Origin of the sequence: Thiorhodovibrio winogradskyi, from assembly GCF_036208045.1 — a bacterium.
Classification (GTDB): domain Bacteria; phylum Pseudomonadota; class Gammaproteobacteria; order Chromatiales; family Chromatiaceae; genus Thiorhodovibrio; species Thiorhodovibrio winogradskyi.
The window spans coordinates 2,919,206-2,946,205 of the sequence record NZ_CP121472.1; the positions used below are offsets into that span (position 1 = coordinate 2,919,206).

20 protein-coding genes and 2 pseudogenes are annotated in these 27,000 nt (G+C 50.8%); 3 read left to right on the forward strand and 19 right to left on the reverse strand.

The window, feature by feature from the left end; all coding sequences use genetic code 11:
- Nucleotides 1-302: 302 nt before the first annotated feature.
- A pseudogene (locus tag Thiowin_RS13230) lies at nucleotides 303-1,474 on the forward strand (IS3 family transposase); the annotation flags it as partial.
- A 1,069-nt stretch (nucleotides 1,475-2,543) separates the two neighbouring features.
- Here the strand turns inward: Thiowin_RS13230 and Thiowin_RS13235 are convergent.
- The 18 genes and pseudogenes from Thiowin_RS13235 to Thiowin_RS13320 form a co-directional block, all read right to left on the reverse strand.
- Entirely contained in the window at nucleotides 2,544-2,678 is a 135-nt protein-coding gene (locus tag Thiowin_RS13235; protein WP_328983478.1) for a hypothetical protein, read from the reverse strand.
- Between the two features lie 135 nt (nucleotides 2,679-2,813).
- Nucleotides 2,814-4,640: a DUF6798 domain-containing protein gene (locus Thiowin_RS13240; protein ID WP_328983479.1), complete on the reverse strand. Its 1,827-nt coding sequence runs from the start codon at nucleotides 4,638-4,640 to the stop codon at nucleotides 2,814-2,816.
- Nucleotides 4,641-4,801: 161 nt separating this feature from the next.
- Nucleotides 4,802-5,973, reverse strand: a pseudogene (locus Thiowin_RS13245) (IS3 family transposase); the annotation flags it as partial.
- A gap of 212 nt (nucleotides 5,974-6,185) precedes the next feature.
- Nucleotides 6,186-6,884, reverse strand: coding sequence for a class I SAM-dependent methyltransferase (locus Thiowin_RS13250; RefSeq protein WP_328983480.1), 699 nt, complete (start codon nucleotides 6,882-6,884; stop codon nucleotides 6,186-6,188).
- A gap of 29 nt (nucleotides 6,885-6,913) precedes the next feature.
- Nucleotides 6,914-7,885: a glycosyltransferase family 2 protein gene (locus Thiowin_RS13255; protein WP_328983481.1), complete on the reverse strand. Its 972-nt coding sequence runs from the start codon at nucleotides 7,883-7,885 to the stop codon at nucleotides 6,914-6,916.
- A 119-nt stretch (nucleotides 7,886-8,004) separates the two neighbouring features.
- Nucleotides 8,005-10,308, reverse strand: a complete 2,304-nt coding sequence (locus Thiowin_RS13260; protein WP_328983482.1) for a Gfo/Idh/MocA family oxidoreductase — start codon at nucleotides 10,306-10,308, stop codon at nucleotides 8,005-8,007.
- 241 nt (nucleotides 10,309-10,549) lie between these two features.
- Nucleotides 10,550-11,116, reverse strand: a complete 567-nt coding sequence (locus Thiowin_RS13265; protein WP_328983483.1) for a class I SAM-dependent methyltransferase — start codon at nucleotides 11,114-11,116, stop codon at nucleotides 10,550-10,552.
- Between the two features lie 44 nt (nucleotides 11,117-11,160).
- Complete coding sequence (locus tag Thiowin_RS13270) at nucleotides 11,161-11,841, reverse strand: ISAs1 family transposase (RefSeq protein WP_328983484.1); 681 nt, start codon at nucleotides 11,839-11,841, stop codon at nucleotides 11,161-11,163.
- A gap of 20 nt (nucleotides 11,842-11,861) precedes the next feature.
- A complete protein-coding gene (locus tag Thiowin_RS13275) occupies nucleotides 11,862-12,941 on the reverse strand; it encodes a Druantia anti-phage system protein DruA (protein ID WP_328983485.1) in 1,080 nt (359 codons plus the stop codon).
- A 342-nt stretch (nucleotides 12,942-13,283) separates the two neighbouring features.
- The gene (locus Thiowin_RS13280; protein WP_328983486.1) at nucleotides 13,284-14,189 is read right to left on the reverse strand and encodes a putative nucleotide-diphospho-sugar transferase; all 906 of its coding nucleotides are present in this window, start codon (nucleotides 14,187-14,189) and stop codon (nucleotides 13,284-13,286) included.
- 154 nt (nucleotides 14,190-14,343) lie between these two features.
- A complete protein-coding gene (locus tag Thiowin_RS13285; RefSeq protein ID WP_328983487.1) occupies nucleotides 14,344-14,538 on the reverse strand; it encodes a hypothetical protein in 195 nt (64 codons plus the stop codon).
- Complete coding sequence (locus tag Thiowin_RS13290) at nucleotides 14,535-15,866, reverse strand: glycosyltransferase (protein WP_328983488.1); 1,332 nt, start codon at nucleotides 15,864-15,866, stop codon at nucleotides 14,535-14,537. The genes Thiowin_RS13285 and Thiowin_RS13290 overlap by 4 nt, the downstream gene beginning before the upstream one ends.
- Nucleotides 15,867-16,050: 184 nt before the next feature.
- Complete coding sequence (locus Thiowin_RS13295) at nucleotides 16,051-16,989, reverse strand: UDP-glucuronic acid decarboxylase family protein (protein ID WP_328983489.1); 939 nt, start codon at nucleotides 16,987-16,989, stop codon at nucleotides 16,051-16,053.
- A 250-nt stretch (nucleotides 16,990-17,239) separates the two neighbouring features.
- Nucleotides 17,240-18,055, reverse strand: coding sequence for a class I SAM-dependent methyltransferase (locus Thiowin_RS13300; RefSeq protein ID WP_328983490.1), 816 nt, complete (start codon nucleotides 18,053-18,055; stop codon nucleotides 17,240-17,242).
- A 12-nt stretch (nucleotides 18,056-18,067) separates the two neighbouring features.
- On the reverse strand, nucleotides 18,068-19,048 hold the full coding sequence (locus Thiowin_RS13305) for a glycosyltransferase family 2 protein (protein ID WP_328983491.1): 981 nt from the start codon (nucleotides 19,046-19,048) through the stop codon (nucleotides 18,068-18,070).
- A gap of 73 nt (nucleotides 19,049-19,121) precedes the next feature.
- Nucleotides 19,122-20,240: a glycosyltransferase family 4 protein gene (locus tag Thiowin_RS13310; protein WP_328983492.1), complete on the reverse strand. Its 1,119-nt coding sequence runs from the start codon at nucleotides 20,238-20,240 to the stop codon at nucleotides 19,122-19,124.
- Nucleotides 20,241-20,351: 111 nt separating this feature from the next.
- Complete coding sequence (locus Thiowin_RS13315) at nucleotides 20,352-21,512, reverse strand: glycosyltransferase family 4 protein (protein WP_328983493.1); 1,161 nt, start codon at nucleotides 21,510-21,512, stop codon at nucleotides 20,352-20,354.
- A gap of 98 nt (nucleotides 21,513-21,610) precedes the next feature.
- Nucleotides 21,611-23,032: an oligosaccharide flippase family protein gene (locus tag Thiowin_RS13320; protein ID WP_408034081.1), complete on the reverse strand. Its 1,422-nt coding sequence runs from the start codon at nucleotides 23,030-23,032 to the stop codon at nucleotides 21,611-21,613.
- A 388-nt stretch (nucleotides 23,033-23,420) separates the two neighbouring features.
- Here Thiowin_RS13320 and Thiowin_RS13325 point away from each other — a divergent pair, with 388 nt between their 5' ends.
- Together Thiowin_RS13325 and Thiowin_RS13330 are read left to right on the forward strand one after the other, a co-directional pair.
- On the forward strand, nucleotides 23,421-24,521 hold the full coding sequence (locus Thiowin_RS13325; RefSeq protein WP_328983495.1) for a glycosyltransferase family 4 protein: 1,101 nt from the start codon (nucleotides 23,421-23,423) through the stop codon (nucleotides 24,519-24,521).
- Nucleotides 24,506-25,594, forward strand: a complete 1,089-nt coding sequence (locus Thiowin_RS13330; protein WP_328983496.1) for an NHL repeat-containing protein — start codon at nucleotides 24,506-24,508, stop codon at nucleotides 25,592-25,594. Before Thiowin_RS13325 ends, Thiowin_RS13330 begins: the two co-directional genes overlap by 16 nt.
- Here the strand turns inward: Thiowin_RS13330 and Thiowin_RS13335 are convergent.
- Nucleotides 25,591-26,928: an O-antigen ligase family protein gene (locus Thiowin_RS13335; RefSeq protein WP_328983497.1), complete on the reverse strand. Its 1,338-nt coding sequence runs from the start codon at nucleotides 26,926-26,928 to the stop codon at nucleotides 25,591-25,593. The two genes, Thiowin_RS13330 and Thiowin_RS13335, sit on opposite strands and share 4 nt — an antisense overlap.
- Nucleotides 26,929-27,000 lie beyond the last annotated feature (72 nt).

Sequence of the window (27,000 nt, forward strand, 5' to 3'; positions counted from 1 at the left end):
TCAGCGCTTATAAGCTGTTTGGAAATTCCTAAATCAGAGGGTTACACGCCTTCGCCGGCTTTCCGAATGCCAACTCCCGCCCAAAACGCCGATTTTCGCTTGCTGAGGACGACGCTAACGGACTCTTAGACTATCGGTCATTGGGAACGAGGTCAACGGGGGAAATGCGCCTGATCGCACGTCGTTAGGGGCGCGGGACGGACTCAATTACGCGTTCTGTATAGTGGACCCCAATTTTAGGACACTAAATTAAGTTAGTTTTGCCTCATCTGAAGAGACTTGTAAAGACTTGGAGAGAGCAGATGAGTGAGAGACAACGCAAGACCTTCAGTGCCGCTTTCAAGGCCAAAGTAGGCTTGGAAGCGGTACGCGGAGTGAAGACGACTAACGAGATTGCGCAGGATCACGGGGTTCATCCGGTCCAAGTAGGCCAGTGGAAGAAAGCCATCGTGGCGGACGCCGGCAAGCTGTTCGAAGGCCGGCGCGGGCGCAAGAAAGTGGACGACAGTGGCGACGAAGAGCGACTCTACAGCGAGATCGGGCGGTTGAAAATGGAGCTGGACTGGCTGAAAAAAAAGTCCGGGGTGAGCCTGTGAGCGTGCGTCGCGGGTGGATCGACATGGGCGGCCTTGATGATGGCGGGTTAGCGGTCAGTCGCCAATGTGCGCTGCTTGGCGTACATCGCTCTGGAGTGTATGCACACCGCCATGATCGTATTGCCGAGCCGAGCGAACTGGATCAAAAGTTGTTGCGGCTGATTGATGCGGAATACACCAAGAGACCATTTTATGGGAGTCGACGCATGGTTGTGATGCTGCGCGCACAAGGCTATGCGGTCAGTCGCAAACGCGTTCAGCGTCTCATGGGCGTTTTAGGTTTAGCCGGCATGTTGCCTGGGCCTCATACAAGCAAGCCGCATCCTGAGCACAAAATCTACCCCTACTTGTTGCGTGGGCTGGCCATTGTACGGCCCAACCACGTCTGGAGCAGTGACATCACCTATGTGCGACTCGCGCATGGATTTGCCTACCTGGTGGCCATCATCGACTGGTACTCACGACGAGTCCTTTCTTGGAGATTGTCGAACACAATGGACACGGGCTTTTGCATCGATTGCTTGGAGGATGCGCTGCGCCACTATGGGCGCCCGGAGATCTTCAACACCGACCAGGGCGCGCAGTTTACCAGCCTCGCCTTCACCCAGGTGTTGCGTGACGCCGAGGTGGCCATCAGCATGGATGGGCGCGGCAGAGCCCTGGACAACGTCTTCGTCGAGCGTCTGTGGCGCAGCGTCAAATGGGAGGACATTTACCCCAAGGGCTATGAGACGCTCACAGAGCTGTTCATGGGCCTCTCGGCGTATTTCCCCTTCTACAACGGTGAACGCCCTCACCAGGGGCTTGGCTACCGAACGCCGGACGATGTGCATGTGAGCGGCAAAGGAGGTGGTGTCGTGGTTGCTGATCACTTTGGCGATCGCCCGCCAGCGGAGTCGTCGGCTCCGCTACGCTCCGCCGACGACTCCGCTGGCGAAGAACTGGGGCAGCGCCAATCCGCTGCGACTGAACTGGGCGCGCTAACTTAAATTCGGGGGAAAACTGTCCTTGACATGGGGTCCACCTCACTGAGAGAATTTGGGCGCGGGCGGGCGAACTGAAGACGAACGCCCTTGGCGCCTTGTCTGACAGGGAAAAGGCGCGGCTACCAAACGACGCGTTGATCGAACTCCGGCTCGGGCTCATCATCCCAGGCGGGCGGAACGCGCGCAGGTGAGATCGGCAGCGTTAGTGATCATCAAGACGACTCTCGCAACGTCAGCTCTGGGTTGCATTGCCGCCGTCGTTGCTTGGAGACCCGATGGCCGTTGTGGGTCGCAAGCTGCCATCTCAGCTGTCTTATGCCCCAAGCGCACGATCAGACTCGACCCTCTGAAAGCAATGTCGTGCCCCCTTGGTCCTTTGGCGTCTCAGCAACGGTGTTACTTGTGTTCGGACAATAGGCAATCTGGCGCCCAACGCTCGGGCCACCCATGACCTAGCCACGTAGGACCTTTTCGGGTTCATCGGGTGGTTGGACCACCCGGTTGGTTGTGCGTGCCATGGCCGATATTCGGCGATCCGGCGCGATGGCATGGGGTTGACGGGTATTGCCCATCAACGCCGTGGCGACCCATTTGGGACCGGTTGCGCACGCCATGGGGCCGGCTCTTATGAACGTAAAGAGCCGCCTATGGCAAGCGGACTAAAGACAATTAAGGAATCGCTACGCGATGCCGAATTTTTGATCCGAAAGCTTCCCAAAGGAAGACATTACTAAAAGTCTTACACTGAAAGTGCATAGTTTGGACTTGCGATTGGGACAATCAAAAGGCAAAAGCAAAAAATATGCAAAAGGTAAACACAAAGCCATGATAAAAAATAGGCCTTGATCATAACTCCACCAAATACCTAGTAGAACAGGAAGAATTCTTCTTGCCCTGCGTTCATAAAAATTAATTATTGAAAATTTATGCCGCTCATTTTCAGAAAGAATAATAGTCGTAATCAAGTAACCGCTAATAATAAAAAAACATCGACTCCAATAAAGCCTCCACTAAACAACTCAAATCCTGCATGAAATAAAATTATAGGGGTAACTGCAATAGCTGTTAATCCATCAATTTCCGGGCGATACTTCATTTAACTTCCATTAATTTCTTTTTCGTTATTGTGGTACATCGCAGCCGGATATTTCGCACATAAAAGTGAAATAGACCACGAGTTCTACTTCGCTAGTGCCCCAAACCGCAAAATGAGGTCAGTGCGTCATTAAGATTACGGCATTGCAGCCTCGCGGGGTTTGGCCACGATAAACTCTTCGTTACGATAGACCTCTTGCACACAGCCCGCCGCTTCCTCAAACCGATGGCGTGAGACGAATACAACAACACCCGCTTGGAGTTGTACGAGTTGACCGCAATCGCTGGAGAAGAAGAAGGATCTGCGAGCCAGCAGACGGCGGTGCCAGGTTATAAGATCCGCCTTATCGGTTGGCACGAACTTGTAGTTCACGATGAAGGGACGTCCGCTCAAGCGTTCGAGTCCAGCAAAAGATGGCCGAGCTTCCCAGTCTGGCGGATTAAGTTCCGCCGGTTCTAGCAAAATCGCTGTGTCCGCTTGAGTGTGTGTTGTCAACCAGTCGACGAGATCGCTTTGGGCCGTTGTTAGGGTGGCCTCCAGGCGCCGATCTGGGGCGCTCAATACGAACTCGCCCATCCGAATTGCACCCTTCGGTAGCACAATCGCTGCAGCAACGAGCATGGCCGCTGCGGCAGCGCGGCCTGCTTCGGTGGGGCAGATACCCCGTGCGATATTGTGCGTGATCAGCACGCATGAAAGAAGGAAAATCAAGGCCGAGGGCCGGAAAAGATAGAATGCCGCTAGGAAGTGCGTATCCCGGTCCAAAAAGGCGAGCAAAGTTGCCCCGAGGACGTACAGATTCAGCAAAGCCAGCCAGATGTTTGCCTCACGTCCGAGTCCATGCTCGACTGGGCGCATCCACCAAAGCACCAAAGCCAGGCTCGCATGAGCAACCAATCCGGGGAACCAGTTACGCAAAAAAGCTTTGAGCCCATGCTCGAAAGGCGCAATGTGCCCGGGGACAGCCATAGCATAGATTTCGTTGACGCTCTGCCCCACTCCGGTCAGATCAATATTGGTTTCGAGTCGTTCGAGGAGGAGAACTAAGAAGATTGGCAGAACCAATATAGAAAACACCCCAGTTAGACGAACGGTAGCCATTCCTCTTGCTGGTGATAGTGCGTGCAGCAACAGTAGCGCCAAGGCCCAGAACCCGCCGACAAGAAAGTGGAAATAGGTGCCGAGCGCGGCGCAGAAGATCGCCGCATACCACCGAGCCGAGAAGGCGAATCCTAGACTGAAAAGCACTGCCGCATAGGCGAAGAGTTTTGCCTCCACCGTGCCAAAGAGCCATTCGCCTCCAAGCAATGATTGTCCGTTGAGAACAAAGATGGAAAGCCCAGCGACAGTCTCGGCGAGCCTTAGCTGAAGGCTCTGCACGACGCGCGCAAGCCCGAAAGCTAGGAGCACCCAAAGTAAGGCAGCGAATACTGTCTTAGCGGTTTCGAATCCAAGTAAATCAATGCCGCTTCCAATTAGAAAAAAGCTTGCGAAACGACCGTTGGACGAATCGAAGACTGAGTGGTTTGGGCCAAAGCCATCTGGCTGGACAAAGCGGAACGCCAGGTCAAAATAGTTGATCTCGTTGCCGGACCAATAAACCGGCATCATCCATATTCCAATCACCGCAGCGCACGCGAGGAACAAAAGTGCGAGATTTGAACTCAAACCGACTCTCTGGACAATGAAATAGATGGATGTCATGGAACCCGCTTGCGATAGAGCTTCCAAAGGTGAAAAGACATAATAGCGGCAGAGAAAAAAGAACAGTATCGAGTAACTGACCATGGCCACGAACTGAATAAAGTAGACTGCATTTGGGGCAATTGTGATGCCTAATGCCAAAATGGCGAGATTTGCTGCGTAAGCCGCAGCAAATGCGAGCAAGTACCTAAAGACAGGCCAGCGAGCAGAATTTCCAGGAAAGGTCCAGGATCGATTCAGAAAAAATGAGAGGGTCAAACCAGCTGCATTGAGGTGGACCCCATGTCAAGGACAGTTTTCCCCCGAATTTAAGTTAGCGCGCCCAGTTCAGTCGCAGCGGATTGGCGCTGCCCCAGTTCTTCGCCAGCGGAGTCGTCGGCGGAGCGTAGCGGAGCCGACGACTCCGCTGGCGGGCGATCGCCAAAGTGATCAGCAACCACGACACCACCTCCTTTGCCGCTCACATGCACATCGTCCGGCGTTCGGTAGCCAAGCCCCTGGTGAGGGCGTTCACCGTTGTAGAAGGGGAAATACGCCGAGAGGCCCATGAACAGCTCTGTGAGCGTCTCATAGCCCTTGGGGTAAATGTCCTCCCATTTGACGCTGCGCCACAGACGCTCGACGAAGACGTTGTCCAGGGCTCTGCCGCGCCCATCCATGCTGATGGCCACCTCGGCGTCACGCAACACCTGGGTGAAGGCGAGGCTGGTAAACTGCGCGCCCTGGTCGGTGTTGAAGATCTCCGGGCGCCCATAGTGGCGCAGCGCATCCTCCAAGCAATCGATGCAAAAGCCCGTGTCCATTGTGTTCGACAATCTCCAAGAAAGGACTCGTCGTGAGTACCAGTCGATGATGGCCACCAGGTAGGCAAATCCATGCGCGAGTCGCACATAGGTGATGTCACTGCTCCAGACGTGGTTGGGCCGTACAATGGCCAGCCCACGCAACAAGTAGGGGTAGATTTTGTGCTCAGGATGCGGCTTGCTTGTATGAGGCCCAGGCAACATGCCGGCTAAACCTAAAACGCCCATGAGACGCTGAACGCGTTTGCGACTGACCGCATAGCCTTGTGCGCGCAGCATCACAACCATGCGTCGACTCCCATAAAATGGTCTCTTGGTGTATTCCGCATCAATCAGCCGCAACAACTTTTGATCCAGTTCGCTCGGCTCGGCAATACGATCATGGCGGTGTGCATACACTCCAGAGCGATGTACGCCAAGCAGCGCACATTGGCGACTGACCGCTAACCCGCCATCATCAAGGCCGCCCATGTCGATCCACCCGCGACGCACGCTCACAGGCTCACCCCGGACTTTTTTTTCAGCCAGTCCAGCTCCATTTTCAACCGCCCGATCTCGCTGTAGAGTCGCTCTTCGTCGCCACTGTCGTCCACTTTCTTGCGCCCGCGCCGGCCTTCGAACAGCTTGCCGGCGTCCGCCACGATGGCTTTCTTCCACTGGCCTACTTGGACCGGATGAACCCCGTGATCCTGCGCAATCTCGTTAGTCGTCTTCACTCCGCGTACCGCTTCCAAGCCTACTTTGGCCTTGAAAGCGGCACTGAAGGTCTTGCGTTGTCTCTCACTCATCTGCTCTCTCCAAGTCTTTACAAGTCTCTTCAGATGAGGCAAAACTAACTTAATTTAGTGTCCTAAAATTGGGGTCCACTATACATATCCAGCGACATTCGCGAGGAATGGGCCGATGCCAACCAGCATCACCCCCCAGATTACAAGAAGCCCAAGAGCGGTATTAAAAATACCAACCCAGGAATAACGGAACATTTGCATGATCAAGGATGTCATGCAGCGCCTACGCTCCGATATTGCGCCCCTACCGCAAGCCGTCCTAGCCACGGTTCCAATCCACGGAGACGGCGCAAGGGACCAGGAAAGAAGAGACGGTAGGTCACTGCAACATTGCTGAATCCGGCAGCTTGCATGCGCTCTCGCATCTTTGGGGCAGCAATTAGGATGGCATTCTTATCGAACGGGCATGTGTTGACGGCATGCACGGTGAACGGGTTCCACGGGTTATGCTCGAAGACAAAAAGCTGCCCGCCGGGTTTGAGCACGCGCCGGATTTCCGACAGCAGGTGGATATGGCATTCTTCCGGGATATGGTGAAATACGCACGCCGCCAGACCGATGTCGAAGCTATCATCCTTCAGCGGCAGAATCTTACCATCGAAGCACAATGCGTTAAGCCTCTTTATCCCACAGCTTCTTGCGATTTCAAGGCTACGCCGTGAAACATCAGCCAGTGTGATGTTGGAATCAGGAAAAAGCCTGCGCATATGCGGTGCGGAACCACCCGTGCCACCACCGAAATCGAGTATATGAGCGGGTGAACGGTCGGGATTGGTCCGCGCCCAGCCATCGACCAGATCTTTAACCTTATAGTACGAGAAAAAGTCTGGTTCTTCTCCTGACAGCCGGATGTTTTTCCGGTGCATATCCAGGTATTCGTCTGCAAACTTGTCGAATTCTTGCTCGTTCATACCCTTCACTCGTCTCAGCAGTCTCAGCATCAATCGTCGGCTGGCGTTTCAGTGCGCAGCACTTGTTCGACAACAAACAGTGGCCTCCTCTTGGCTTCAATGTAGGTCCGCCCCACATACTCACCCAGAATTCCCATGACGATCAGCTGTGTTCCACCCAACAGGAGCATCAAGAGTGCAATGGACGTCCAGCCGGCAATCGTAGCGCCTAATAGCCAGGCTCCAAGAACCCAGAAGCTGAAGAGAAAGCCGAAAGCCGCACTAAAAAAGCCAAGTGCTGTGGCAAGCCGCAGTGGCAAAATAGAAAAGCTCGTTACCGCGTCAACCGCAAATAGCACCATCCGGCGAAAGGGATATTTCGTCTCTCCCGCGAAACGGGCATCGCGGTCATAAAAAAAGGGGGTTTGAGGGAAGCCTGCCCAGCTGACCATGCCGCGGACAAAACGATAGCGTTCCGGCATGGCCAGCAGCACATCGGCCACACGACGAGACATCAGCCTAAAATCACCAGTGTCGGAGGGAATCTCAATATCTACCATCCGGTTAAGCAGACGGTAGAAGAGATGCGCCGTGCGAATCTTAAAGGCACTTTCACCCGTTCGGCTGCGGCGGGTGCCGTAGACAACATCATACCCCTCGTCCATCCGCGCCATCATCTCAGTTAGAAGCTCCGGGGGATCCTGGAGGTCGGCGTCGAGCACGAAGAGTCGCTCGCCGCGAGCGACGCTCAGCCCCGCACTGAGGGCTAACTGATGTCCGTGATTGCGGGAAAGCAGAACGACCGTAATCCGCGGATCCTCAGTCTGAAACTGGCGCAGGATTTCTCGCGTCCGATCACTCGAACCATCATCAATCAGCACAAGCTCGTAGTCATTCCCGACCGCTTCCTGACAAGCAGTTATTAGCCGGTTTCGAAGCTCATTCAGAACCGATTCCTCGTTATAGCATGGAACGATTGCAGAAAGGCTTGGCATTGTTCTCGTCGCGGGGGGGCGTGACATCTTTGCATCCTTCAGTAATGGCAGGATTTCTGATTACGCTCACATGTATTTTATTTATCCATGAAAACACTCACTCTCCCAGGAAATCGACCACCGCCCAGGTAGGTAACAACCGCATATCACCGATTGACCTTCTCCCGAGGCACGACACCGGCGTAATAGGCCCACTGCAATGTCACCGCCATTGCCTGCTCGGGATCAACCAGTGAATGGTAGCCAAGCGCCTGTTTCGCATTCTCCAAGCTAATTGCCCCTTTCCGTGACGTAAAAACCATGTCTCTACTCGCGCGGCTTGGCGGACGGCGGTAGATCTCCGGCGCATCCATCTTCAACAGCTTGCGTAACCACCGTTCCGATGCGGGAAAACGTTCCATGGTCAAGCGGGGCAAGGTTCCAAGCGGATCCGTACGCAACAACCGCTTGGCGAACTGTTTGGCTTCTGCAGAAACCAGCGCGGGGAGCACTTTGGCATGCTCGGGTTTGATTCTTTTTGCCCTCAAATCATTGGTAGGCGCGGATGCGGTTCGCAAAGGCACGCCCAGCGCGTCGGCAAAAAAACCGAAATACTGCCCCCATGTCCAATTTGGTTCGTCACTGATCACGGCAATCTCTCCACAAATCCGCTCTTCGTCTCCTTCAAGCGCCAAACAAATCGCATGAGCCAAATTGTCAACGTATACGGTGTTGGATGGCAGATCCGAGGAATCAGCCAACACCAAGCGCCCTTGGACCAATGCAGCCAAGGGGTTCATCACAAAGGTGAAGCCGTAGGGGCCGTAGACGCATCCCGGTCTCAGGATGACCGGACAAAACCGCCCGTCCGCCGCCGCCAGCGTCGCACGTTCGGCTAGCCCTTTCGTGTATCCATACCAATCGTCTTTGTTGCTGTGCATTGGCGTATCATGGGAGATCACGGAGTGGGCATCTGGATCATTGACACCAATGCTGCTGAGATGGACAAACCGCTGCACTCCAGCCCGTTTCGCCGCATCGACCAACCGCTTGGTACCACCCACGGTGACCTCATAAATTGATCGATTCTGGCCGTAATCGGTGCCAACCGCGCAGTGCACGACCGCGTCGCAGCCATCGACCATCCGCGCGACGTCTGATTCAGACCGCAGGTCCGCCTGAATCATTTCAATCGGCAGGCGAGCCAGACGCGAAGCACTGGCCGGACGGCGGATCTGACCGCGAATCTGCCAATTGCCGCTCGCGAACAACAACTCCGACGCGCGACTGCCGATGAATCCACCTGCGCCCGTAATCAAGACTCGCCGAGGCGCTTTCGTGGCACGGACAAAGGAATGTGCCGCATGCGCAGCGGTGACGGGGGTCGCCGACGGTGATTGATGATCAGGGATCAGCCACGGGTAGTCGAGTGATTGACGTTTGCTATAGCACTCTTCGATGAGTCGCAACGAAGCTAAACAGGATCGTCCGTCCAACTCTGGGCGTTTGCCGGCAACGATGGCGCCAAGCCAGTCGTCGATTTCAGCCCGAAACGGTTCAAACCAAGACGCTCCGGTATCGACATCAGTTGGACGAATAAGGTAGGGAGAAGCACCAACAGACGGATAGACGGTGATTTCAAAACGTTCGGTGACACCAAACTCAAGCGTCGCCGTTTCACACTCGACGCGAAAACCGCTGTCTAAATTCCGCGCACGACTGAGGTGAAAGTCAACCTCGACTGAAACGCCTTGTAGCTGGAACCCCAGCAAGCCGTCACAGTCTGCCTCTATGCCCCCACGGGCGTCATCGCGATACTCCAACACACGTCCATCTTCGCCGAACCAGTAGGTCAAGATATCCAGCAGGTGCGGACCGAGATCCATCAGCACTCCGCCGCCGGCGAGTTCTTTTTTCATCAACGCCAGGGTAGCGGAACCATAGCCGCCGATTCCGCCCCAAGAGGCTGTGCATCGTAGCGGCTTTCCAAAGCGTTGCTCCTGAAGCAATTGCTTCACGAAGCGAATCACCGGCAGCAAGCGTTTATAAACGCCAACGGCGAGCACGACGCCGGAGTCATCCGCGGCAGCGCACATCGCTTCGGCATCAGCCAGATGGAGTGCCATCGGTTTCTCGACCAGCACATGGATGCCGCGCTGGAGCAGATCAATTGCACCGTCGCGGTGGTGCACCGGGGGCGTTGCTAGGATCGCGGCGTCGATCTGGTTGACCGAAAGGTCCGATTGGTCTTCGACCGCGATGGGCACACCGTAAGCAGTTGCCAACCGAGATAAGCGTTTAGAATCCCGATCAACCAAGGCCGCCAGTTTGATGTCGTCATGACCGGCAAGAACCGGCAAGTGAAACTGTTCGGCGAAGGATCCACAACCAATCACCGCAACGCGAAGCGGCAACTTGATTTGAGGGGGCGCGCCTGACCGGTATATCGTGTTGACGGGGATGTTGTTCATAGCAAGGGGAAGCGGGTGACTAGCTTGAGGATTGGAGCAGCTATACTCACTGAGAGTCCAGGATGGGAAAGAGCTGCAACCGGAGAATAGCGGAGGTTGAATCCGTCGGGTAATCCCCCGGCTCTGCCGGGGAATTGTTACTGCGAGGACAACGCCCAAGCATGTCGCTGGTTGTCCTTGGCAGAAGCCTGGTGGGTACTCAATCATTATCTCATCCTTTGCGCTCCTCACAGGGGTGGACTCATCGCCCCGGCACCCCGTGCCATTCGAACTCCACCTGGGTGTCTAGGGTAAGCCAGCCTCTCATCCGCCTGATCCGCTTACCGAATGTCTGCTTCCACTCGCGGATCGCCAAGCGCTCGCCGCATCTGTGGGTGTCGTCAACGACAACGAGACACCCGTCGTTCAAAAGCGCCTCCACGGCATATAGGGTGCCGGCGCGACCGGGATCTGTTAGGTTGAAACCTGGAGGTCCGTCGATGAGTAATAGATCAACATTCCGACCCTGGATGGCCTCAAAGATTGGGGCTGGCGCGTAGCACATCACTGAACCCTCAGCGCTCTCTAGCGGAACGATTGGTGCGTTTACGAAATGCACATATCGATCAAGTTCGTGGGAACGCAGACGCTTCTCAGCGATATGAAGCCACTCGAGGCTGTGCTCCACCGAGACGATACGCGGCGGTGTAATGCCACGTTTCATGAGCGAGCTGCAGCGAGCTGCAAAAAATAAAGAAGAAATACCGCTTCCAAGCTCAAGGACAAGGCCTGGGGCCCGTGTGTCAAAAGCTTCGATAAGGGCGATCATGGCAAGCGGGGAAATCACCCCCGGGTGGGCACGGCAAATCCGTTCTAACCAACAGGCGCGACACGGGCAGCGCGGGGCATTGAGTTTGCCGTCATGCCCAGATAATCGAAGACACGGCGGACTTTGCGCGCGAGCTTCTCGATGGTGGCTGCCACGGAATCCTTGGATTTCGTTTTGATCAGACCGGCGGCAAACCGGCGCAGTCGGGTGATGTTTTCTGGTCCATGGCCGGTGCGGATGGTGCAGCGATCCTCATCCCAGTTCCAGTCGAGGATCCAGTGATGGGCTTCAATGCCCCAATGCCCACGGTTGAAGGCGAGCAGGCGCTTAGGGCTTGCACTCTCAGGGGTATGATCCGTGACGCCGAAGACTGTCTCGACGGAGGTCTTGTCGGTTTTTTTCTCAGTGGTGGTGCGCTCAATGGCGAAGACCTGCCCGACATGGGGGAAATCGAGATAGTTGTTCAGCGCCGTGGAGGTCCAAATCGCGCGGCTTTCGATACGCCCATGCGCAAGGTCCGATGACTCGCGAAAATCCGGCTCGCCCCGCGCCTGGAAAAGCAGGCGGATGTCGGCAACCAGCGTGGGCTGATTCTCTTTGGCGATAAAGACGTAATGCGCGCCCCGTTCGATGAGATACTCAGCGAGCGAGCGCTGGGTGAGCAGGGCGTCGGCGGTGAGGGTCTTGTCAGTGAGGTCGAGGGAGTCGAGCACCGGGATGGCCATCCCGATCTCGTTGGTTTGCTTCAGTTCATCACTGCCATTGACAGGCAAAGCACCGACTTTTTTTGGGTGTGACAGACCTTGGAGTCATGTCCAACGACACCGAGGATGTGGGTCTGGCGTCCCTCGGCGTCGATGGCATTGCACATCGTCTTGCCATCAATGGCCAGGCCCTCGTCCTCGGCGCCCATCTGCGCATTCCAGCCCTGCAGCGCCCCATCAAGGGCGTCGGGATCGACCCGGGTGAGGACATCGCGGATGCGCGTGCGGCTGGGCACCTCATAGCGACCGTTGCGATAACGGCAACCAAAGCGCGCCCGGGCCGCCTGGCTGAGATCCTTCGCCCAAGCGGCGATGGCCTTATAGCCACGCGCCCCGCACAGCACCGCCGCGGCGGAGATCGCAAGAACCACCGGCAAGGGATGACGCCGGCCTTGGCCGCGACGCGGATCAGGGACATCGACAAAGAACGCAGGAAGCGAACGCATCTGTTGTGCGGAGATCATGAGTTTTGGGGCTCCATAGCGATACTGGGAATCGAGTCTTGGGTCGGACAAGCGTGCTTGGACCTGCCCGATCAAGGGGCGGACAAACACCCGCTTGGCGCCATCGGGCTGCTGGCTGTAGCCGGCGCGCGTGCGGCGGTACCCGCGCGTCTGCCCGACCTCCAGCCAGTTGGCCGCGCGATAGCAGGTGCCGGTAAAGCGGCGCGGATCGACGAAGGTCTCCAGCAACCACAGCGGATAACCGAAGCGGGTCTGCCAATCAGTGCTGACCTGGCGCTCGCACAGCGACAGCACCTTGGAGGCGAGATTGGGCACATGCCACTGGGGCAGAATGAGAAAGCGGGCGTTGTTGGCGATCAGATGCAGGCGGTCGAACTGGTAGCGGCGATCCCAGCCGATCCACTGATCGCGCGCCGCGCACTTCCAGGCCGCGGCGCTCAGCACCAGCAACGCCAACCACTGATCCCGCCAGATGGCGACATACCAGAGGGTGTGACCGATTTTTGCCGCCGCGCCCAGGTAGTGATACGCCTCGAGCAATGCTTTGAAGCGCGCCTCTTCATCTGGGGCGACCGCACGCAGGGTGATGTCGTGCAAGTTCAGGGGGCTGCCTCGTCAATCAACATAGGCAGGCAGTTTGAACGAGTCGGACGGAAATGTCCAGAATCGAGGGTAAATACTTCTACGGCTTGTCAATTAGGGCTAGCACGGTTTCGCCCTGCCCGGGTGGGTTACATCACTGGCGGATATGTCGAGCTCAGTGCCATACTTGCGCAGAAGTGTCTCGGCGGCTTCGCGCTCACATTGGCGGAGGACACCGTACTGGTGCGCAGCCCAATTGTCCAAGGGCAGTAAGGACCACAAGGCAAAGGGAAGCTTCAAGCAGTTTCCGGCGCGCGCGCGGCGCTCAAGCATTTTCTTCCACATAGGTGAATCTCCTCATACTCTGACAAGGCTGTCAGGCGCCAAGCAGCTTTCGACACTTCGCGACCGCAGCGCGCCAATGGTGGCGCGATCGCCAGAGCAGGTAAGCGGGAGGGGACGGACCCCATGGGTGCCCTTCGCGTAGGCTTCCCTCATAGGCGTCCCAGTCGATGTCGCCACAATCAGCAGCATGCTCGGCCATGTGCATGACGAGAGTGCCTGGGTACCGGTTGGACGTGAAAAAATGTGAAATGCTGGCGGCGGAGAATCGCCAAGGCCGGAACAACACCATCCAGGTGCAAGAATGGTTGGGGAAAGCCCCAGTTCATCGATAGCGTGATTGAGGGACGCCTGGTCGCTCGAGTGCCCGATCCTACGACTCGCCTGCCAGCCGAAATGCCAGCGGTCGAAGAGTTCAAGGGTCCGAGGGGAGACATTTACCACGAAAACGCCGCTGTTGAAGTATAGGCGGGTGGGGGCGTTCCAGCCAAGTTTGGAATAGACGGTGTTAGCGAGCTCCTCTGGGAAGAACCTATCACTTGGCAGGGTATTAAACTCCAGTGCCGCTGCGAACTCGCCAGTGAACTGGAGAAGTTCCGGGATGGGGCGCTGCACGATGGTGTCCGTATCAAGGTAGAGCACCCGCCCCTCGACATGCTGGGCCAGCGTGGTCTTGAGGAAGCGGCTCCGATCCCGGAGGGTTTTTAATCCCGTTTCCACCCGCAACACAAGGTCTAGCCCGTCCCGCACCGCAGACGGGAAGGTTTTCATGTTCTCGTAGGTGAGTTCATCAACGACCCATATCACGGGTACGTCAGGGTGATGGCGGCGGAACGTGCAGGCAGAAACCCAGGCCATTTGCGCGTAGCTACCCCAACCGTCGGCTGCAAGGACATGACACGCACTTACGTCAGGGAGCATTAACGCGAGCCTCCATATCTGGTAATGTAATGCGTATATGAACACCTAACCAGTGCTTTCCGCTAGTATCTGTCTCTTTCTTGTCCTCAAGGACCAAAATGATCGACAGACCTAGAAAAAAAATAGCGCGCATTATTGAAACTGTCTATCAGTTTTAAGGACCAAAACGGTTTATAATAACTCTCATAACAACAAAGATAGCGTCAGCAGATGGCAAGACTTGAAAATTATCGAAAAAAATGACCTCAATGCCATGACAACCATCCAAAAATTTTCCTACATCTCTACCCACCCACTCTGTGGCGGGAAGTCCCACCATAGGTCCAAAGGCAAATGTCTTTTTAATCATCTGACAAACTCAATTAAGTTTTTTATACTGGAAGCAAATCTAGTTGTGTCTGCTTCATCAAAATATTTCATACAATTAAGCTCATTGACTTTCACCGCGATACCATGAATACCGGGTTTACCCAAGTTCCGCAAACTTGCATTTATTAATTCTTGTAATTTTTTTGTTGCCAAGAAGCAATTATGATGCTCCATAACATAAGCGCGGGGTTCAAATTCATTATATTTTTCAATTACATCAACCAATACCTCCGGAAGATTACTTTCGCTTGCCCACACGCCTGTTTTCGGGTTTATGTAGGCATATTTTTGCCCGTAATTGAAGCCCTCTCGGATTACGCAAGGTACGTCGCAAAACATGCCCTCAATAATACCTCGGTTGATACCCTCAAATCGCGACCATAGCAAATTCACCTTTGAACGTCTAAGTATAGCGCTTACTTTGCATTGAGGAATTTTCTCATGGTATTCTATCACGTCATTTAGGCCGAAGTGTGTTGCCAATTTCTTTATTTGATCAATCGTTAAATCGCCGGGATATCCCACAAGTGCTATTTTTATATTTCCTCGATATTTTCTAACCGAACGAAGAGCTTTGAATATTTTGTGGTGACGTTTAAAACGTGCCCACGCGGCTATAACTACTACATCAATGTCTTTTGTTACCGAAGGATCCGCATAAAACACGCGGTGGTCTACCCACCAATTAGAACTCAGACAAATGGGGTTGAGAGTTGTATTAATTAAATTCAAAAAATCACGGTCGCGATCTTCATAGGCCATCACAAAAACCGGCACATCAAGCACGCTGTAAGCAATGATGGCAGGGTCACAAGTGCCCGCCCAGCTCGGCTCTAAAACAATATGATAGTGCTCCGCAAGTGACTTCATGTCAAATAGCTTGAACATCAATGGAAAACAATAGTTGTACTTGACAATGATGACACCCTTCCCAGCACCCGTAGGAAATTTTAGAATACGGCAAACGCCATCAAAGAGCGCAAGCGGATTGTTAAAAAATCGCTCAGTTTTCTCACTTTGGCTAACAGTTTCAGACAATTCGTCAATTAACTGTAAGCGACGATTGCCCGAATCCGGCCTCTCGTACACATACTTCCTGACTAACTTGACAACAGGTCCAGTAGATCCCAGCCACGCACTTCTTTGAAGCTTTGCTAAGCACTGCAGCGCGAGAAGGGGCTTCCCAATGCGAAATTGAGACCAAGCCAAAAATAGAAGATACATAGAAAGCGGAAGCTTGAGCTGCGGGTAATCGAAGCGTACAAGCTCAAGTAGCCTCGCCTTTATCGCGTATAGATAGTAATTCATAAATAACCTGCTGTTAAGTTAGTTCATAAAATCTGGCTTGACTTTTTTCTCTCATAATCGCTAATCGTATTTTGTACACTCATATAGTTAGGATGTCAGCCCGAAGTTGTAAGATAGCCAATCATTAGCTGTCCAGTCGCGGAAAACTCAACAAGCTGAGAGTGCTTGCTAATCAGATCGTGCTTTAGATCTTATCACGGAAATACTCAATGGTTTCCATAAGCCCTTCTTCGAGGCCAATTTTCGGTTCCCAATCGATTTTTTCTTTAGCAAGCGCGATATCCGGGCGGCGCTGTTTCGGATCATCCTGGGGAAGCGGTTGATAGATGATGTTGCTCGTGCTTTCAGGAATGAGTGCAAGAACCTTCCGAGCGAGGTCATTCATCGTAAATTCACCCGGATTCCCGAGATTGACTGGACCTGTAAAATTTTCTGTATTGTCCATCATGCGAACCATTCCCTCAATGAGGTCATCCACATATTGAAAACTTCTTGTCTGACAACCATCGCCGTATATGGTAATATCCTTATTCTTCAGTGCTTGAACAATAAAGTTTGAGACGACGCGTCCGTCTCCGGGATGCATATTGGGACCGTAGGTATTGAAGATCCGCACGACGCGCACGGGCAATCCGTGCTGGCGATGATAGTCAAAAAAAAGCGTTTCGGCACATCGCTTGCCCTCGTCATAGCAGGATCTGATGCCGATTGGATTAACTCTTCCCCAATAGGTTTCCGGCTGAGGATGCACCTCCGGGTCACCGTACACTTCGCTAGTGGATGCCTGCAAAATCTTTGCCCGAGTTCTTTTAGCAAGCCCGAGCATGTTAATCGCCCCATGGATGGCGGTTTTGGTTGTTTGAACAGGATCAAATTGATAGTGAATCGGTGAAGCGGGACAAGCGAGATTATAAATCTCGTCAACCTCCACATAAAGCGGAAAGGTCACATCGTGGCGCATAAACTCGAAACGGGGATTACTGAAAAGTTCAATAATATTGTCTTTATTTCCAGTAAACAGATTATCAACGCAAAGCACCTCGTGGCCTTCGCGCAGAAGCCTCCTCGAAAGGTGACTTCCGATAAAACCCGCTCCACCTGTAATGAGTATTTTTTTATTCATAATCAGAATATTGATGATCTGGTACGAAGGCCATACATTAAACGGGCCTTGATCATAACTTCGTCCACCCTGGACAGACGGGCTACGCCTCGAAGCCTAAGCTACTGTATATTAAGGGCTAACTTGCAGCTTTCCTGACATGGACCCTAGGTATTGGGTGGAGTTATGATCAAGGCCATTAAACGAACCTATACCTATGAAAGTTTTGTTGCATTCTAAACAAAGGATTTTTACTACACATGCTCACTCCTCAACGGCGAGAGTGCATACAGAACCAACTCATCTTACAACGAGTCTCATCCATTGCTGCTAATTTCAGGTCATCCTCAAGTATGATCTCCGTCGGGAAATCTGATAGTGTTCTGTCAACGGAAGGAATAATGTTGATGCAGTGCGACTTCTCGAATCGTTCTAGCAAAATCTTTTCAACTCCGGCGCGATAATCCTCATGAATTTCAACAATAAGGTCAGCCTTATACAGATCAGGATTTAGCTCCGGGTTCAGAACCTCCCATTCAGCGCCTTCAATATCACAGAGAATGAAAGGATATGTCGCTAATTCAATGGATTTTATCAGATCCTCTGGCCCGCATAAACCTTTGATTGTGATGCGATCTAGGCAATCATTAAGTTTACAAAGCTCCAGACAAGCTCGATGTAGTTTAGGATTCGCTTCAAAAGCGATCACTGGCACTTCAGGAAACATTCTGGCAAGTCCTACCACGTAATATCCCTCGGCGGCACCAATATCCACAATCAAATCGTAGGGCTTGCCATTAATTTGTTCGAAACATTGATGAAGTTCTTTTTCATAAGTGCCCAAAATTTTCATCCTAAATGGTCTATCTGCAAACTTAATGCCCTGAAATGGACCAGAAATTACTTCTTTTCTTGTTTGCGGATAGATTTTTTGCAGAGCTTTGATTTTTCTTTTTTTAAGAACTCGAATTCGTTTTTTTACTTCACCAAATTCACGACGCCATTCCGCGTCGGTTACCCACCAAACCGTTTTTCTAACTAAGGCAGGCAACGCAGCTAAAACTCGACTGGCGATTATTCTAAACATTGATGGACCTCTTCATTTTACAAATGAAACAAAATAGGTTTTCCAGTAACGCCAATCCCATGGCCAGTAGCCGAGACCCCGGCGATACATTGCTCGCGCTTCGGTTCGCTGTCCGGATTGCCAGAGTGTCGCATATCCGAGCTGCCAAAAGCAGTCAGCGGCGACGCGTTTCCTTAATGCCTTCCTAACCTGCTGAGGAAGCGGCTTCTCCCTGAGAAGCTTTTCGTAACCTGCGATCATCAAACGAAGGACGCGCTCCTGTCGATCAAGACCCTGGGAGCCGCCGGCAGCCGAGGAATTGGCATCATGGAGACAATAATTGACATGCACATTATCGAGGTAACCAATAGATTTCCCAGCAAGCAGCATACGAATCACAAATAATTGGTCTTCCGCCTCGTTTCGTTCGAGATAGTCGAAACGATAATTGTCAAAAACCCGCGCTCGCAAAACTGAATTCTGAAGACCACTATAAAAGCCGTGCAAAATCGCGCATACGATGGCCTTATCATCATTGATAATTCTTAGATCCCCGACTTGATGCGTGTTGAGCTGGATAAAGGGCCGAGAAATACCGTTCGGGTAAAACGTGCTCTCCTCCTTCACCTCGCCGCTGGCATTATCAATGATCCGACAAGCGCCATACACCCAATCGACATCTGGATTCTGTTCAAGCGCATCGACACAGTCCCGCAGATGATGTGGCAGCCATTCGTCGTCGCTATCGAAAAAGGCAACATATTTTCCCTTCGCCTGATCCAACCCTGTGTTCCGGGCGCCATAAGCGCCTTGATTTTCTTGTTCAATAATCTTGACAGGTTGTTCAATCCCGCTTGTTAGCTGACCGAGAATGTTAATGGTATCATCGTCCGAGCCATCATCAACAATGATTAATTCCCAATCAGAAAAGCACTGCGCACAAATGGACTCCAGCGCCTTTGGCAAAAACCGCGCGCGATTGTATGTCGGCAGAATGATAGAAAGCATTGTCATAGTAACTAAGGCGCCTGAACGTCGTTGGAATTGCGGAGTTCACGAAGTGCTGAAATTGATTTAACCCGATTGCCTAACCCGATAAAAGCCTATGATAAATGCGCACGATTTGTTCCGCGTACTCTTTGGGGCCAGGCATCCTTTCCAAGAACAGTCTGGCATTTTGCCCAAATTGGGAGAGGTCAGCAGTAATGATTCGCCCCAGATTGATCGCGCGCTTTGAGCATTCGAGTTCATCTTCTAGCCATCCCGTGTGGCCATGCTCAATCAGTTCCGGCAAACCGCCTACATTCGCTGCAAGAGTTGGAGTGTAGCGCGCCGCAGCTTCCAGCGGGATTAGTCCCAATGGCTCTTCCTTTGAGTACATCACTACCAGATCAACCGCATGATAAAATTGTTTGGTCTCTTCAAGGAAACCTAAAAATGTGACTCTTTCAGCCAAGCCATGTCGAGAAATAAGGGACCGGCACTTCTCGAGATATTCCTGGCTCGGTGAGGAATCTTTACCGGCAATTAGTAAAAAGGTATTATTATTCTTTAACAAAGAAAATGTTTCAATAAGTTCGCATACCCCCTTAACATCGGATATTTGCCCAATAAACCCCAAAATCACGGAGTCGAGCGGAAGGCGGAAATGCTGTTTTGCTTCAAAACGCAACTTAGCTAGACTAGTATTAGAAGCAATTCCTTGAGGTATTTCTACAGGGTCAATGATTGTAATATTATTTGTGATTTTATTGCCCAGCGACGCTAAAAGCTGCCTCTCTATATGTTTGCTGACGCAAATTGTCGCGTCAGGAGCCGGGGTCAACCACCAAGTGTTTTTTTTCTCAATGGGATCACGTAAATGACATACAACAGGAATCTTAAGTAGTTTAGATACAAATCTTGTGCTTGGCAGGCTCCACATTTGGTTACTGTGTATAAGCTCTACTCTTTCAGTCAGGAGATGTTTTATAAGGCATATCTGCGCCAAAACCCATTTGAGTGGAGATGATTTTGGTGAAATATAATTGATATCAACAGCACAGCATTTTATGCCTTTATTTTTTGCCCACGACAGTAACGGGGAGTCGCTTGGAGATATAACAACCGGCGTCACTCCAGCGGCCGTGGCATGTTCAAGCAGCACCTGAAGTGATCGTTCTGATCCAGCAATATACGGGGCAAGGGCAAAGTATGCGACTTTCACAAAATCACCTTGACGTTCTTTTGATCATCGGCTAACGTAGTCAAGTTTAAGTCAAAGTTATTTCATTTAACAAATTGGTCAAAATCACTAAAATTGCAAAAACATAACCGATTACATTTTAGCGGATTCAAACAACTGCGAGGCTTTAGAAGCGTGGGCTTTCCAATCAAGATGATTAACAATATGCGCTCTCGCTGCATTTCCCATCTCTTTGACTAACCCCGGGTTGTTGAGTATACCAATGATTGCTGCGGCCAAGGGTTCTGGCTTGGTACAGTCAATAACATAGCCGGACTCCCCGACTCTCATCGTTTCCGCAGTCCCCCCAGAATCCCCGGCAATCACAGGCTTGCCGCAGGATTGAGCTTCAACCAAAACCATTCCAAAGCCTTCAATATCCTTGTTAACCGCCCTATTTGGCAGCACGAACAACGTGCATTGCTGATAGCACTGAATCATCTTTGTATCTTCGATTTCAGACATAAACATAACATGAGCTTCAAGCTGATGCGCTCCAACCAGCTTTTCAAGCGATTCCCGTTCTTCGCCATCCCCTACTATGGCATAAAGAACATCAGCATGTGCTTGAATGATCTGCGGCAGCGCCTTGATTAGCATATCATGCCCTTTGCGCTGCTGCAGACGGCCAACTGTTAAAATAACAGGGCGATGATGCCAGCCCAGTTCTCTTCTTACTCCTATGTCATAGGGTGCAGGTATAAATTTATGTGCATCGACGCCAGGGTGTAGTACGGCTGTTTTCTGCCGGTCTGGTTTGAATGCCGTGATCAAGAGTCCCCGTGTATTTTCGCTATTGCATATCAATAAGTTTGCATTACGAGTTGTCATTCTGACCAGAAGGCTCAACTCTCGACTGAGGGAAGAAAACTCCAATTCCTCGCCATGAACATAGCAAATATAGGGAATTCCATAGAGCCATTTTAAAAGACAGCCTACAAGACCTTCTGGTATACACCTGCCACAATGTATAAAATTGACTTTTTCTCTATCAAGTATTGTTTTTACCGAGTTAAGTGTTCTCAGGTAGAATCTGATGCCTCTCAAACTCTTAATGCCCCAGCTTGGCGAGGATAGATCCAAACGATAGATGCGTAAGTTTTGCCCTGGGTCAAACTCAGAAGCTTTCGGTGCTGTACCTGCAGCGATTATAATAGCGTCCGGAGATAATCGACTGTAAAGCTCATAAAACCATCGGCCACTGCCACCGTGAATAGGCGGGAAAATCTCGCTGATTAAAATTGTTCTGCTCATGAATAAATTTAAGATCTATCTTTCTCACTGTAGAGCAAATAACTACAGAATGTCCAGTAGAATCCATTAGGCGCTAATATTCGTGGTCGCAGCGAAAATCAAAGGCTGAAGCTCCTCGGTTGGTTCTTAAATATACCAAACTTTGCCCAACGTCCTAATACCCTGTTTTGCAAGTATTCAATATGAAAACCAATGGGAGTGGATTTGAGATAGAGCAAGAAAATCATCTTCAGAGCCATTATCCATAGCATAACGTAAAGTAATATTTTAACTGAGCCTGACAGAAGCACATTGTCCATTACTACCACCTGTTTGACGAAAATTCCAATCAAAATCGCAAGGATTGCGCTCGTCAAAAATATCTTGATTACTCTTGACCAATTCTGAAGTTCTGCTCTACGCAAACTGAAGACCAGGTAGCTATGTGCCGCGACTAAATCAAACGAAACCTTCGCGACAACAAAGTGCGTAAGATTACTAAAAGATGGAAAATACAGAATTGATACCATCAACACCATCGAAATCACATCGAAAAAGAAGGCCTCTTTCGGGCGCTTGACAACATACAAAATAGAGGTACTAAAATTAACTAACGGCATTGTCACGCAGCTAAGCGACAGCAACGCGAAAATATTGACGTAAGCAATCCACTTTTCCCCAAGGATAATTTGATTTATCTCAAAAGCGCTAAAAAACAGAAGCGATGCCAGAGGATAGGCAATAAGAAACAAGATAATCAATGCGAACTCTATTTGATATAATAAATTTTCTTTTCTTGATTGAACTGAGGAAAAGGAGGCCAACAACGGCGACATGCCAAGCGTTAGGATATCTGACCCTGGGATAAACGCGAGGTATTTGGATACATGATACCCACCCAAGTCAGATTCAGCAAACTTTGTGCTCACTAGAATCGTATCAATTTGAGATCGCGCCCAGCCAAACACCGACTTTAAAAGTAGCCATTGGGAGAAAACAATTTGATCCTTCACTTTTCTCAAGCATATTCTGGGGCTGTACCACATGAATATGTATGAAAAAATGAACTTTAGCCCAGCCGCTAAGATCTGTCCAAAAACCAGCGCCCAATAACTCCTAAAATGAAGAGCCAGTGCGATTGTACCTGCCACACTGAACATTTTTGTGAGTAGATTAACCGCGAATATTCGTTTGTAATTTCGCTCCCTTTGATCAAGAAATATTTGAGGACTGACCAACGCGCCAAACAACAAAACAAATGCAAGAACTCGGGTAGCGTCTGTTAGTCTGGGATCATCATAAAACAACGCGATCAATGGAGCGAAAAAATAGACAAACAGCAGGACTCCAACGCGAAGCAGTAAGTTGAGAGTCCATGCCGTGTCCAGGTCATCTTTTGTTACTTCCGACTTTTGAATGATATAATCTGCCGCTCCGGTTTCTGATATTCTCTCCACGAAGGCGATGACCAGAGACACAATGGCAATAATTCCGAAATCTTCCGGAACTAATAGCCTTGCCAAAATGAGAGTGCTGATCAATCCGAGTGATCTTTGTGCAACTCTCCCTGTGATGGCGAATGCGGAAGCGACTGTATTTTTCCTAACATTAGACAAGGTGATTTACTCGTATAAGTGCCTGAGTTATTTTAAGAGTGGAGTGCGGCTGTTGTGTTTTGAATTGAACCGGTTTCCTTTTATCCGACTAAATCGTCTTCGTGTAAAGACCCTCTTGACCCTTGTCCTAGCCCTAGCCCTAGCCCTAGCCCTAAACAAGTTAGGCTACACCCATTTTCGCCGCTCGCAAAGCCCAGACTGATGACCAGTAAATCACTGATGACCAGTGAATCTAAACGACCTCAGCCTTGGGATGTTCGCTAGTGCCTAGAACAATTTTTTTGGTGTCTCCAACCTGAGGTGTCTCACAGTTATGGCAACTGAACGAACTCGCATCCTCTGCGTCTATTACAATCCGGCATCGACGGGAAGCCGGGCTAACTTCACCAAGGTCCAATTAGCGGACCTCGCTGAAAAATACGATATAACGCTAATGATACCCTCTGACGGCGCGTTCACACAAACGCTTGCTTCATGCAACCTGCGATTGCTTGAGGGTTCACTGAACGAAAAGGACGACTGCGGCTTAACCGCCTATCTTGCGCGCATCATGTCGTTCACGTCATGGCTCCTTTTGCAACGTATCAAGCTTGTGGTCGTCTTGGATTATGTGTATTGGCGCCCTGCCGAATTGGTGGCTGCCCGCTTCGCTGGAGTCCCCATCATATCCGCATGTCTATTTTACAAATCATCGGGTGAACTTGGTGGAGCCATTAAATACTCGAGAAGAATCGTCGTCAATTCCCGACGCACACAGGCGTGCTTTTTGGGTTCGCGACTGCTTAAAAGAACACGGGTCATCCATAATTGCATCGATGTTGAAAAATACGCAGAGGCTCCTGATATTCGCGAAACAATTTGTCCATCCAACACTCGACTCATTGGTTTCGTCGGCGCCCTCCGCCGTATCAAAGGGGTTGAATACCTGATCCGGGCGATGCAGGGCATCCATCATCAGCATCCGAACGTGAAACTGATCATCGTAGGCAGCGAATACGATACCGGCTACGAGTCCTGTCTTCGAGAGGAGGCCGTTGCCGCAGGAGTCGATGTTGCCTTCCTTGGCCATCGCTCCGACATCGCATCAATCATGAAGGCGATTGACATACTCGTCGTCCCCTCTTTGGACGAACCCTTTGGCTTTATCAATATTGAGGCGGGCGCTGTGGGTACTCCGGTCGTGGCTACCAAGGTTGGTGGAATACCTGAGATCATCACTGACGGAATCAACGGAATTTTGGTGCCTCCGCAGGATAGTGATGCGATCAAAAACGCAGTGAATCGACTCTTGTCTGATGATACCTTTCGCCATCAACTCGGCTCTGCGGCGAAGCGAAACGTGCATGAGAATTTTTCCATCCAACTTGCCTTAAAAGCATGGCGCGAAGTGGTATCCGAATGCGTCCGACGCTGATTGTCCGGCTGATGAATAGACCCGTACTTTTATCTGTGGCTTTTTGCGTTTGTTTCTTCTTGTCCCGGGCGTATTCGCATGAAGACACATTCGAAGTGGATGTTCGCTACGTCAGGCAAATTGGCCCTTTGCTCAGCACGGCGCAGCAATTCGCCGGCCCATTTGGAGTTAGCCTGTCAAAGCGAAATCGGCTCTGGATCGCGGATGACCTTGGGCATTCCGTCATACTGTTTGATAATGATGGGAAAGTCGTCCGGGAATTTAATTGCCATGGGCAAGCCCCAGGGTGCTTCTCCTATGTGGATGCGGTAATCGAAGGACCCGGTGGTCTTCTTTATGTTGCGGATACAGGTAACAATCGAGTCCAATTATTAAATCCAGATGGCACAGCGAAAGGCATGATCAAGCGCTGGAATCTCTATTCGATGGGCCTCTCAAATCCACGAGATGTCGCTCTGGATGGTGATGGTGGCTTGTTTGTTGCGGATTGGGGAAATCATTGCATTCGCAATTTTTCGATCGAGGGCGAATATCGTTCTTCGATCGGAAGTCGTGGACAAGGTCAGGGACAATTTGAGCATCCCATTGCCATTGCTTTTGACGATAACGGGAACCTGTATGTTTCGGATTTTGGGAATCACCGTATCCAGAAGTTCGATAGCTCAGGCGAATTCATTAAGATTATCGGACAACAAGGAACAAGAGTCGGTGAGTTCATCAATCCCGCGGGTATCGCATTTGACCAAAATGGCTGGTTGTATATTGTGGACCGTGGCAATTCGCGAATTCAGGTTTTCGATCAAAACGACAGGCCTATAACCAGCTTTGGCAAGTTGGGCTCTGATCCACTCGAATTCAAACATCCGACTGATATTGCTACCTCTGAAGACGGTCTTCTTTATGTTGTTGACCAGGGTAATCAGCGAGTTCTGGTTTATGAAGTAGAAACTGACCCGAATTTATCACAAGAAGCGCCGTCCAAAAACGAACGAGACTCCATTAAACCGAAAAGCACTATGGAAAACCTTCTATATAGACAAGAAGATCCGAGTCATTCAGATTCTTCAAATTAACTCAACTTTGAATTCGTGGAGGGAGAATTTGCTGCAAGGGAGCTCACCGCAGTCTTTTGATTTTTTAAAATGTAAATGTTATATGCACAAGCTGAAAATAAGATTAGCCAGAACATTACCACCGCTCGGGACCTATCCATGAACGACGCCGCGATCAGGTAGGCGATCAACGCCGACTGAAGCATGACCATTTTATAAAAATTTTCAACGTCTCCCTTCGCCTTGAAGGTTGCCATGCATTTTCTGATTGCTCCGAGGCTAGATAACAACATCAATCCGTATAAGGTGATGCCAAGAAACCCCGTTTCCGTCAATATTTCGAACCAGGTTGAGTGCACTGATTTAGATACACCGCTAACTGCTATGTCGCTAGGAATGTACGTCGGGGCAAAATACTGAAATCCATAGGCCCCGCTGCCGAGAGGGTGATCTTTCGCCACATCAATTGCTGCAAGCCAAAAAAAAGTCCGTGTAGCGCCCGTCTCTTTCTCCGCCGCTTCATCGAGATCAGCTGATTGAATTGTCTGCATGCGCTCGATAAATGCATCATCCATCAGGTACCATGAAGCTGAAAGCCCCAACACTGTTAAAATGATTGCGATTGAGCGCTGATACTTTCGCTGAGTCGATGAAAAAAACATGTACAACATAAACATGATTAGGCTCGCGGCAACACCCAGAAAGGCCCCGCGGCTATTGATCAGAATCAGACCATTAGCAATAAAGATTCCGGCTATTGCAAATAAACCGCGGCGTAGCCACGTTTTCGACACCCAAAAGTAATAAAAGGCCACGACAAGTGCAGGGGCAATCGCTGCGGCAATGCCATTTGAATCAGGCGAATCGACGGTTCCAATACCTTCCACGCGCCCCGACCAATCACGGCCAACTTGCCAAGCAAGGTAACTGATGTACCAACTACCGAAAAGGTAACCCCAAAAGGCCCAATCGAGCTTTTTTTCCGTATCAATCAGTTTATAAGCTAGAGAAGTGGTGATAATTAGTTTTGTAAAATGTTCGATCGCCGCTCCATGCCGCTCCGGATAGACCGCAGTAAATGTCATCAGAATGAATACTACAAGAAACGCATACATCCATTTAAACGGTGGCGCCGCAAGGAGCTTGTTATTTACCTGTTGCTTGCTGTAAACAACGAAGGTGCAGAATATCATTAGAACTGAAACATAAAACGAGTAGCTCAAATCAGGAATCATCGATCCCCACCACCGTTTGGAGGGATTAAAAAAATAAAGAACCTGATAAACAATAAATGAAATCGCGGGGTTTGAAAAAAGAGATAGCAAAAAACCACCGACATAAACCGAAAGGAACATTAATACGCTAATCATATAAACGCCCAATTAAATGTCATACTGTCACCTGCAACTTCTTTCGTGGCTATATAT